This is a genomic window from Xanthomonas sp. SHU 308, from assembly GCF_000364645.1.
Lineage (GTDB): Bacteria > Pseudomonadota > Gammaproteobacteria > Xanthomonadales > Xanthomonadaceae > Xanthomonas_A > Xanthomonas_A sontii.
Map to the genome: position 1 here is coordinate 1 of NZ_AQOK01000038.1, position 10,539 is coordinate 10,539.

At 70.6% G+C, this 10,539-nt stretch carries 7 protein-coding genes; 1 reads left to right on the forward strand and 6 read right to left on the reverse strand.

The annotated features are described in order from the left end of the window. Nucleotides 1–1,315 (forward strand): bifunctional 23S rRNA (guanine(2069)-N(7))-methyltransferase RlmK/23S rRNA (guanine(2445)-N(2))-methyltransferase RlmL (gene rlmKL, locus D588_RS0101970; protein WP_017914775.1); only part of this gene is annotated, 1,315 nt, incomplete at its 5' end. Between the two features lie 227 nt (nucleotides 1,316–1,542). On the opposite strand, the gene D588_RS0101975 is transcribed toward rlmKL, so the two are convergent. The 6 genes from D588_RS0101975 to D588_RS0102000 form a co-directional block, all read right to left on the reverse strand. After that, nucleotides 1,543–2,586, reverse strand: a complete 1,044-nt coding sequence (locus D588_RS0101975; RefSeq protein WP_017914776.1) for an HD domain-containing phosphohydrolase — start codon at nucleotides 2,584–2,586, stop codon at nucleotides 1,543–1,545. A gap of 46 nt (nucleotides 2,587–2,632) precedes the next feature. Beyond that, nucleotides 2,633–6,709 carry a CHASE domain-containing protein gene (locus D588_RS0101980; RefSeq protein ID WP_051067817.1) on the reverse strand — a complete coding sequence of 1,359 codons (4,077 nt, stop codon included), beginning with the start codon at nucleotides 6,707–6,709 and terminating at the stop codon, nucleotides 2,633–2,635. A gap of 296 nt (nucleotides 6,710–7,005) precedes the next feature. After that, nucleotides 7,006–8,247 (reverse strand): DUF445 family protein, encoded by a 1,242-nt coding sequence (locus D588_RS0101985; RefSeq protein WP_017914778.1) that lies wholly within the window; start codon nucleotides 8,245–8,247, stop codon nucleotides 7,006–7,008. A gap of 151 nt (nucleotides 8,248–8,398) precedes the next feature. Then, nucleotides 8,399–9,238, reverse strand: a complete 840-nt coding sequence (locus D588_RS0101990) for a hypothetical protein (RefSeq protein WP_017914779.1) — start codon at nucleotides 9,236–9,238, stop codon at nucleotides 8,399–8,401. A 162-nt stretch (nucleotides 9,239–9,400) separates the two neighbouring features. Further along, nucleotides 9,401–9,715 carry an EthD family reductase gene (locus D588_RS0101995; protein ID WP_017908811.1) on the reverse strand — a complete coding sequence of 105 codons (315 nt, stop codon included), beginning with the start codon at nucleotides 9,713–9,715 and terminating at the stop codon, nucleotides 9,401–9,403. A gap of 264 nt (nucleotides 9,716–9,979) precedes the next feature. Further along, a partial coding sequence (locus tag D588_RS0102000) for an aldehyde dehydrogenase family protein (protein ID WP_017914780.1) occupies nucleotides 9,980–10,539 on the reverse strand: 560 nt, incomplete at its 5' end.

Genomic DNA, 10,539 nt, shown 5'->3' on the forward strand with positions numbered 1-10,539 from the left:
CGAGAACGCGCTGGCGGCCGGCGTGGTCGAGGCGATCGCCTTCGCCGCGCACGACGTCGCGGCGTTGCCCGCGCCGGCGCAGGCGTTGGGCACGGTGGTGTGCAATCCCCCCTACGACGAGCGCCTGGCCGCCGACGCGGCGCTGTACCGGCGCCTGGGCGATGCGCTCAAGCGCGCGGTGCCGCAGTGGCGCGCCAGCCTGCTGTGCGGCAGCGACGAACTGGCCTATGCCACCGGCCTGCGCGCGGCCAAGAAATACCAGATGTTCAACGGCGCGCTGGAATGCCCGTTGATCGTCTGCGACCCGATCGCGGTCGCGCCGCGCGCGGGCGCCAGCGAGGAGCCGCGCGCGCTCAGCGACGGTGCGCAGATGGTCGCCAACCGCCTGCGCAAGAACCTGCGCAAGTTCAAGGCCTGGCGCACGCGGGCGGGGATCAGTTGCTACCGCGCCTACGACGCCGACCTGCCCGAGTACGCGGCGGCGATCGACGTGTACCAGGAAGACGGCGGCCAGGCGCGCACCTTCCTGCACGTGCAGGAATACGCGGCACCGGACAGCATTCCCGACGCGGACGTGCGCCGCCGCCGCAACGAACTGCTGGCGGCCGCGCGCGAGGTGTTCGCGGTGCCGGCCGAGCAGGTGGCGCTGAAGACCCGCGAACGCGGCAAGGGCGGCAGCAAGTACGGTCGCTTCGAGCAGCGCGGCGAGTTCCTGGTGGTGCGCGAGCACGACGCGCTGCTGCGGGTGAACCTGTTCGACTACCTGGATACCGGGCTGTTCCTCGACCACCGCCCGCTGCGAGGGGTGATGGCGCAGCAGGCGCGCGGCAAGCGTTTCCTCAACCTGTTCTGCTACACCGGCGTGGCCAGCGTGCAGGCGGCGGTGGCCGGCGCCGATTCCACCACCAGCGTGGACCTGTCCGGCACCTATCTGCAGTGGTGCGCCGACAACCTGGCCTTCAATGGCAAGGGCGGCGCCCAGCACCGGCTGGTGCAGGCCGACGCGCTGAGCTGGCTGGAGGCGGAGAAGAACCGCTACGACGTGATCTTCTGCGACCCGCCGACCTTCTCCAATTCCGCGCGCGCCGAGGATTTCGACATCCAGCGCGAGCACGTGCGGCTGTTGCGCGCGGCGGTGGCGCGGCTGATGCCCGAGGGCGTGCTGTACTTCTCCAACAACTTCCGCCGCTTCAAGCTGGACGAGAACGCGCTGGCCGAATTCGCGGTGTGCGAGGAGATCAGCGCGCAGACCATCGACGTGGATTTCGAGCGCAACCCGCGCATCCACCGCGCCTGGCGTCTGCAGCGGCGCTGAGAAGCGGTGCCTCGTGTGTCTTTCTGCAGGAGCGGCTTCAGCCGCGATGGGCGTGACCGGTCACGCCCGTCGCGGAGCGTAGTGCGCTGTTGCTTCTCCATCCGGGAGAAGGGGCACCGAAGGCGCGGGTGAGGGGACGGGCGACGCCGCGTGTCCTCGATCTCTGCGCGTCGCTTCGCGCCGTCCCCTCACCCCAACCCTCTCTCCCGGGGGGAGAGGGGCTTGTATCAACTGCCGTGATGCCCCAGCGCGGCCTGCGCCTTGCCGCGTGGCGGCGGGTCATCCTCGGTCTCGCGCTCGTTCCAGTACGCCTGGATCTGCAGGATCTGCGGCAGGATCGCCTCGAACAACTCGACCAGACGTGGCTCGAACTGGCTGCCGGCCTTGTCGCGGAACAGCGCCATCGCCTGTTCCAGCGGCCATGCGTCCTTGTACGGGCGCGGTGAGGTGAGCGCATCGAACACGTCGGCCAGCGCCACGATCCGTGCCGATTCGGGAATCTGCGTGCCTGAAACGCCGGCCGGGTAACCGCCGCCGTCCCAGTGCTCGTGGTGGTACAGGGAGACCTCGGCGGCGAGCCGGAACAGCGGCGCGCTGCTGCGGCTGAGGATGTCGTAGCCGATCCGCGGGTGCCGCTTCATGACCTGCCACTCGTCGGCGTCCAGCGGCCCGGGCTTCTTCAGCACCGCATCGGGGATGCCGATCTTGCCGGTGTCGTGCATCGGCGCGGCCTGTTCCAGCAGGTCGGCGTCCTCGCACGACCAGCCGGCGGCCAGCGCGAGCGCGCGGGCGTAGGCGGCCATGCGCCAGATATGCGTGCCGGTGTCCGAGTCGCTGTAGTGGCCGGCCATGCCCAGCATCTGGATCGCGTCGCGGTGGCTGTCGGCCAGGCTGGTGGCGCTGACCAGCGACAGGTGGGTGCGCACCCGCGCGCGCAGGATGCTCGGCGAGTAGGGCTTGGTGATGTAGTCCACGCCGCCGGCGTCGAACCCGATGCTCTCGTCGGTGTCCTTGTCCTTGCCGGTGACGAAGATGATCGGGATCGCCGCGCTGCGCGCATCTTCCTTCAGGGTGCGGGCGAGGGTGTAGCCGTCGATGTCGGGCAGGTCGACATCCAGCAGGATCAGCGCCGGGCGGTGCTTGGCCACCCCGCGCAGGGCTTCGGCGCCGTTCTTGGCAAACACCAGCGCGTAGTCCTCGCGCAGGAGTTGGCGGATCAGCGCCAGGTTGCTGGGTTCGTCATCGACACAGAGGATGCAAGGCTGGGTCATGGTGGGTTCCCCGTCGGACACGCGCCGCCGCGCGGGCGGCGCACTCTCAATCGCGTGCATCGGCCAGCCATCGCCTGACTTGAGCCTCGGCTTCGCGGAAGGAAAAATTCTCCAGCAACAGTTGCAGTTCGGCGGCCTGTGCCGCCGGCAGGACCGGCGCCAGTTGCCGCAGCGTGCGGTCGATGCGGTCCGGATCGTCGCTGTCCAGCACCTGCAGCACCTGATACCAGGACGCCTGCAGCGTCGCCGGATCGACCGCGGCGAGGTTCGCTGCCGCGGGTGGCGCCGCACCCTGGGTGGCGTCGGCGAAGCGCAGCACTTCGGCCGCGGTGTCGGCCATCGCCGCGGCCAGCGCGGCGATCTCGGCATCGGCCTGCGTCGGCGCCGTGCTCAAGCGTTCTTCGAGGGCGGCGCTGGCGATGCTCAACGCCGGCAAGGCCAGCGATCCGGCCGAGCCGCGCAACTTGTGCGCCAGCGACACGGCCTCGGCCGGCCGTTGCGCTTCCACCAGGGTGCGGACGCTGGCCGCCGGGTCGGGATGTTCCTGCAACAGCTTCAGCAGATAGCGCCGATACGGCTCGCGTTCGCCCCAGAGCCGCTGCGCCTGGACGGTATCGAGCAACGCAGGGTCGCTGACCGGCCAGTCGTCCGCCGGCAGCACCGGCGGTGGCACCGCCAGCGGCAGCAGCGGCAGCGCGGTCAGGTTCGGCGGCAGGAACCGGCGGATGATCGCGATCAGGTCCTCGACCTGGAACGGTTTGGCGATGAAGCCGTTCATGCCGCTGGACAGCGCCATCTCCTGCTGCTGGCGATAGGCGCCGGCGGTGAGGGCGATCACCGGCACGGCGGCCAGGTCCGGATCGGCACGCAGTTGCCGGGTGGCTTCGTAGCCGTCCATGGTCGGCATCTGCACGTCCATCAGCACGACGTGGAAGCGGCCGGGATCGCGGCGTAGCCGCTGCAGCGCCTGGGCGCCGTCCTGCGCCAGCTCGACCAGCGCGCCTTCGCCTTCGAGGATGCGCTGCGCGACCTCGCGGTTGATGTCGCTGTCGTCGACCACCAGCAAGCGGGCCCCGGCCAGGCGTGCGACGCCGTCGCCGGGCGCTGCCGCGGGCAGCTCGCCGTTGCGACGCGCCAGCAGCATGGCGATGGTGCGCTGCAGGGCCGAGGCGGTGACCGGCTTGGTCATCACCGCATCCACGTCGGCGACGCCAGGCTGCTGCTCCTGGATCATGCGCCGCTCGTAGGCGGTGACCATGACGATGATCGGCTGCCGGTCCGGCGCCGATTGCGCGCGGATGCGCTGGGCCACACTCAACCCGTCCAGGTCGGGCATGCGCCAGTCCAGCAGGATCACGTCGAACTCGGCCCGTTCCGGCGCGGCCGCGGCCAACGCGGCGGTGCCGCTGGACACCGCTTCCACCTGCCAGCCGAAGCCGTTGGCGATGTCGGTCAGGCTGCGTCTCACCAGGTCGTGGTCGTCGGCGATCAGCACCCGCCGCGCCTGCGCCGGTGCGTCGTCGTCGGCCGGTGCCGGCGCCACCGTGAACGGAATGACGAAGTAGAAATCGCTGCCCTGACCGGGGGCGCTCTGCACTTCCAGTTGCCCGCCCATCAGCTCCACCAGGCGCCGGCTGATGGTCAGGCCCAGGCCGCTGCCGCCGTAGCGGCGGCTGGTGGAGGTGTCGGCCTGCAGGAACGGCGAGAAGATCAGGCTCTGCTTCTCGCGCGGGATGCCGATGCCGGTGTCGCGCACCGAGAACAGCAGCTTGAGCTTGCCGGGTTCGGCGCCGGGGAAGGCGCGCACCGACAGCGCCACCTCGCCCTGTTCGGTGAACTTGATGGCGTTGCCCACCAGGTTGATCAGCACCTGGTTCAGGCGCAGCGCGTCGCCGCGCAGCCAGCGGCAGCCCGGCGGCAGCGGCTCGACGATCATCTCCACCGGCTTGGCGCTGGTCGCCGAGGTCATCAGCGCGGCGATGTTCTCCAGCAACTCGTTGAGATCGAACGGCGCCGATTCCAGGTCGATGCGTCCGGACTCGATCTTGGAGAAATCGAGGATGTCGTTGATGATCTCCAGCAGGTTGCGTGCGGACAGCTCGATCTTCTGGATCATGTCCTGCGCCGCCTGCGACAGCGCGCTGTGCCGCAGCAGGTACAGCATGCCCAGGATCGCGTTCATCGGCGTGCGGATCTCGTGGCTCATGTTGGCCAGGAAATCGCTCTTGGACTGGTTGGCGCTTTCGGCCGCGTCGATCGCCAGGCGCAGCTCGCGCTCGCGCCGCTTCTGCTCGGTCAGATCGACCGCGATGCCGAGGTAGCCGATCACCCGGTCGTCGTCGTCGCGCAGCGTGCTCAGGGTGAGCAAGACCGGGAAGGCGTGGCCATCCTTGCTCAGGTAGGTCCACTCGCGGGTGTCGCTGCGTCCCAGCGTGGACAGCGCGGCCACCGACTCGAACGAGGGCTGCACCGGCATGCCCGATTGCGCGGCCATGCGCTCGGCGCGTGCGCTCAGCTGTTCCGGATCCAGGAACAGGCCGGTGGCCTTGCGCCCGATCAGCTCGTGCGCGGCGTAGCCGAGCAGCAGTTCGGCGGCCGGATTGAACAGGGTGATGACGCCGTCCGGGTCGGTGGCGACGATCGCGTAGCCGGCATTGGCCAGGATCGCGCGCTGCAGTGCCGAATAGGTCACCAGTTCGCTGGTGCGCTCGGCCACCTGCTGCTCCAGCGTGGCGTTGAGCTCCAGCACCCGCGCCTGCGCGCGCACCTGTTCGGTGACGTCGTGCAGCAGGTGCGAATGGCCGATGGTGCCGCCGCGGGTGCCGGCGATCGGCGAGACGCTGGCCAGGACGCTGACGGTGTGACCATCGCGGTGGCGCAGCTCGCGGACGCCGTCGCCGCTGTCGATGGGATCGCGGACGTGCGCGCCCAGCAACCGCTGCAGCGGCTGGCCGATGGCCTGCTCCGGGGTGTAGCCGAAGATGCGCTTGGCCGCGGGATTCCAGTGGGTCACGCGGCCGTTCAGGTCTTCGGCGACGATCGCTTCGCTGGTGCCGGCGACCAGGGCGGCCAGTTGGCTCTGCTCGCTGAGGATCAGGTCGCGGCGGCGCAGGCTGGTCAGGAACACGTACAGCAGGGTGGCGAGCAGCAGCGCGATACCGGCGGCCAGCGCGCCGGCGAACAGCGGCGAGATCTGGTCGAGCGAGCGCACGAAGCCCGGCGTGGCGCGTGCACCGATACGCCACTGGCGTCCATAGACCGCCAGGGTGCGCTCGGCGGTGGGGCCTCCGGCCAGGATCGGTGTGGCGTCGTCGCGATAGAACGGCTGCCCAGGGTTCAGGCTGTCGGCCAGGCTCAGCTGCAGCGCGTTGCTGTGGTCGTCGGAGGAGGCCAGTACCTCGGTGATGCTCAATGGCGCGTATGCCCAGCCGCTGGTGGCCTGCCAGCGCTGTTCCGGGGTCTGCAGCGGCAGGCCTTCGCGATACACCGGCAACAACAGCAGAAAGCCGCTCTTGCCCAGCCCCGGCCGCTGCACCAGGCGGATCGGCGCGGTGATGGTGGGCTTGCCCGAGTGTGCGGCGGCGATCGCCGCGTCGCGTCGCGCCGGTTCGGAGGCGATGTCGAAGCCCTGCGCCGGCGTGTTGGACTCCACCGGCTGGATATAGACGATGACGAAGCGGTCGCCGTCGTGCGGGGCCAGCTCGCGGATCTGCAGCGACGGTGCGCCGTCGGCGCGGGCCTGCTGCAGGAACGCCGCCTCGTCGGCGCGCGGCACCCGCTGGATGTAGCCGAAGCCGCGCACCCCGGGAAACTCGCGCAGATAGTCGCGCGAGGCGCTGTAGCGGGAGAAGCGCTCGCGCGAGATGCGGTCGCCGCCGGCCGCGATCACCGCACCGCGCGCGCCGCGCAGGCCATGCTCGTACATGTCCAGGCGCTGCCGCAGATCGCTGGCCACGTGCGAGACCAGTTGCTGGAAGCGCGCCTGCGCCTGCGCGCGGTTGCGCTGCTGCACGCCATGCGCGATCAGCAGCGCGGCGAGCAGCCCGACGGCCAGCACGGCCAGGGCGGCGAGCCGCGCAAGCCGCGCAGGGCCGGCGATGGGTGTCCGGCGTTTCTTCGACATGCTCCCCTTCCCTCTGGCGAACGCGCGTTCGGCACGCGCATCGGCTTCCCCCGACCGGTTGCGGGATGGCGTTCACAGCGGCGACGCAGGCCCCGCAGGTCGTCCCCCAACGCTAGCGCGGGCGTGGCGGTCGCGCCAGCCCTTCGGTGCAAAGAGTCGAGGCGTGTCTACACCTTGCTGCGTGGATGGCACCGGGTGCCGCGGGTCGGCGGTCCGTCGTGGGGTGCGTGCGTCGCATCGTGCGTCGGCAGCGGGCCGGCCGCTCGAGCGGCGCAGTGCATCCTTGCCATGCACGCTCAGCCAAGCAGCGTGACGGCAGCGTGCAGCGCCAGCCCGATCAATCCGCCGACCAGGGTGCCGTTGAAACGGATGTACTGCAGGTCGCGGCCCACGCTCAGCTCCAATTGCTCGACCAGGTGGCGTTCGTCCCAACCCTTCACGGTCTGCGCGATGTGCTCGGTGACGCCGCTGCGCAGGCGCTGGGTCAGCCGCTCGGCGCCGCCGAGCAGGTGCTGGTTGAGCGCCTCGCGCAGGGCCGGATCCTGCGCCAGCGACTGGCCGAGCGCGCCGAGGGCGCGCTGCAGGTGCTGCACCAGCGCGCCGTCCTGGCGCGACAGGTCCTCGCGCAGCGCAGCATGGATCTGATCCCACAGGCCCTGCACGTACGCCTGTACGCCGGGGTGGTCGATCAGCCGCTGCTTCAGCGCCTGCACTTTCTCGGCGGTGGCGGGATCGGCGCGCAGCCGCTGCACGTAGCCGCCGAGCCAGCGCTCGTAGTCCTGGCGCAGCGGATGCTGCGGTTGCGACAGCACCTCCTGCAGTTCCTCCAGCAGCGCGTGCGCCAAGCGCTCGGCGAGGGTGTCGGCGATGCCTTCCACCGGCTTCACCCATTCCACGGTGCCGACCAGCTTGGGCCATTCGCGCCGCGCGTACTTGACGATCATCGCCGACACCCGCTGCTTGACCGCGGCATCGTCCAGGTGCCGGCCGAGCCGGGTCAGCGCTTCGTCGAGCAGTGCGTGGTGGCGGCCGTCGGCGGTGAGCAGGCCGAGCAGTTCGCCGGCGGTGGCGGCGGCGTCCCAGTCGCGCAGCCGCGCCACCACGAAACCATGGATGCGGCGCCGCACTGCCGCTTCGTCCAGCAGGTCCAGCGCCTGCAACGCCCAGCCGCGGGCCAGATCGGCCAGCCGTGCGGACTGCGCCGGTTCGGCCAGCCACTGGCCCAGTCGCGCCGCCGGATCGAACGCGCTGAGCTTGGCCAGCAGCGCGCCCGGTTCCAGGAACTGATCGCGCACGAACACCGCCAGGCTGTCGGCGATGCGCGCCTTGCCGTGCGGGATGATCGCGGTGTGCGGAATCGGCAGGCCCAGCGGATGCCGGAACAGCGCCACCACCGCGAACCAGTCGGCCAGTGCACCGACCGTGGCCGCTTCGCAGAAGGCGCCGACCCAGGCCCACACCCCGTGCAGGCCCATGGCATGGCTGAGCAGGAAGCCGCACAGCATCGCCAGCAACAACAGCGCCGCCAGCAGCTTCATGCGCCGCAGCTGCGCGCGGCGCGGATCGGGGGGCAGGGCAGGGGCGGAAGACACGCTCATGCGGCCGAGTCTACGCAGTGCGCGGTGAGCGCGGTTGCATGCGCGGCGGCGAGGTCATCCGGCCGCGGCACGGATGGCCGGTGCGCGTGGATCAGCCCGGCAACTGCGCGCGCAGCGCCGCCACTTCCTCGCGCAGCGCCTGGTTCTCGGCCTCGAGTTCGGCCACGCGCCGGCGCAGCGTGGCCGCCGTGTCGCCCTCGGCATCCGCCGCCGGGGCCGCGTCCTCGGCGGCGTCCGCAGGCGCCGGCTTGGGCTTGCGCTTGGACTCGCGGGCGCGCTTGGCGGCCTGCTTCAGTTCGTCCTTGCCGGCCATCGCCGCGGCGCGCTGTTCCTCCTCGGGCAGGCTGGCCACTGCCGCGGCGGCATTGATCGAGATCGCACCGGACTTGACCGCTTCCACCACCTCGGCTGCGGCCTGCTTCTGGATCTTCTCGATCTGCACCACCTGGCTGTTGCTGAGCCGCGCCACGCGCGCCAGTTCGGCGCGGCTGAGCGGTGCCGGTGCGTCGGCCCAGGGTGGCGTGTCGGTGTCGTTGGCGGTCTCGCCAGCCGCGTCCGGGTCAGTGGCGTCGGCCGCGGGAGCCTCCGCGGCGGCCACGCTGGCGCGCCGCTCGGCGAGGATCTCGCGCTTGCGCAGCGCCAGCACGCCACGCTGGAAGTCGGAGACGCTGCGCCGGCCCAGGTGCTGGTCGATCATCCACAGGTGCACGTCCTGCAGCGACTGGAAGCGGGTGTTCTGCACGGTCTGGAACGGCAGGCCGTGCTTCTGGCAGATGCCGTAGCGGTTGTGCCCGTCGACCAGGATGTCGCCCCACAGCACCAGCGCGTCGCGGCAGCCCTCGGCCAGCAGGCTGCGTTCCAGGGCAGCGTATTCGTCGGCGGTCAGCGGATCGATATAGGCCTTGAGGTCTTCTTTGACAACGATGTTCATCAACGGGCGGTGCGGCGTGGCGACGGGGGCGGCATTGTAGAGGCCGGGAATCGGGAGTGGGGAATCGGGAATGGCAACAGCGTGTGTCGCGGCCGCATGGCCTGAGTCGTTCGCGCATGCGGCGCTTTCCGATTCCCTACTCCCGATTCCCCATTCCCGGCTTCACCCCACCACCACCTCACTGATCTGCATCACCGGCGTCAGGTCGGTGTAGTTCTTGATGTCGCCGAGGATCTCCTCCGCATGCGGGCCGAAGCCGGCCTGGAAGGCCTCCACCGACTCGCTGAAGATGTGGCACATGCCGACGTAGGTCGGGTCGCTGCCGGGGGTGCCGCCGGACAGGCCCTTGTCCACGGTGTAGCGCAGGCAGGCGGCGCCCATGCGCGCCTGCAGCAGCGGCATGTGCGTGTCGCGGTAGTAGGCATGGTCGAAACGGGCGCCTGGCGTGTACGGGTACATCACGCTGACCTTGATCATGGAGCGGCTCCTGTGGCGGCGGTGGATCCCGGCCGGACGCCGGGGTGGCGCAAGGCTACACCCGGGCATGGTCGGCGCGTGTTGCGCTGCGGTGGGCCAAGCGCTTGGCGCTTGGCCGGGAATGGGGAGTCGGGAATGGGGAATGGCAACAGCAACAGCAACAGCAACAGCAACAGCAACAGCAAGGGATGCGCCTGCCCGTTGACCGGTGCGCGCCGCGGCGCTTTTGCGATTCCCTATTCCCGATTCCCCATTCCCAGCCCTTTACCGCATCGTCGGCATCGCGAACTCGGCGCCGGCCGCGGCCTCGGGCCAGCGCGCGGTGACGGTCTTGAGCCGGGTGTAGAAGCGCACTCCGTCCGGGCCGTGCACATGCAGCGGACCGAACAGCGAGCGCTTCCAGCCGCCGAAGCTGTGGAACGCCATCGGCACCGGGATCGGCACGTTGATGCCGACCATGCCGGCCTGCACCTGCCGCGCGAACGCACGCGCGGCGCCGCCGTCGCGGGTGAACACCGCCGCGCCGTTGCCGTAGTCGTGGTCGGCGATCAGGCGCAGCGCGGCGGCGGCGTCGGCCACCCGCACCACGCACAGCACCGGGCCGAAGATCTCTTCGCGGTAGATGCGCATGTCGCTGTGCACGTGGTCGAACAGGCTGCCGCCGAGGAAGAAGCCCCGCGGATGGTCGGGCGCGCCCGCCGGGCGCCCGTCGACCACCAGGCGCGCGCCCTCGGCCACGCCGCTGTGGATGTAGCCGAGCACGCGCTCGCGGTGCGCGGCGCTGACCAGCGGGCCCATGTCCGGTTCGTCGCGGCCGGCGTCGG

Coding starts and splice junctions, on each gene's coding strand:
- D588_RS0101975 (WP_017914776.1), bottom strand. CDS start 2,586: ATGACCCAGCCTTGCATCCTCTGTGTCGATGACGAACCCAGCAACCTG.
- D588_RS0101980 (WP_051067817.1), bottom strand. CDS start 6,709: ATGTCGAAGAAACGCCGGACACCCATCGCCGGCCCTGCGCGGCTTGCG.
- D588_RS0101985 (WP_017914778.1), bottom strand. CDS start 8,247: ATGAAGCTGCTGGCGGCGCTGTTGTTGCTGGCGATGCTGTGCGGCTTC.
- D588_RS0101990 (WP_017914779.1), bottom strand. CDS start 9,238: ATGAACATCGTTGTCAAAGAAGACCTCAAGGCCTATATCGATCCGCTG.
- D588_RS0101995 (WP_017908811.1), bottom strand. CDS start 9,715: ATGATCAAGGTCAGCGTGATGTACCCGTACACGCCAGGCGCCCGTTTC.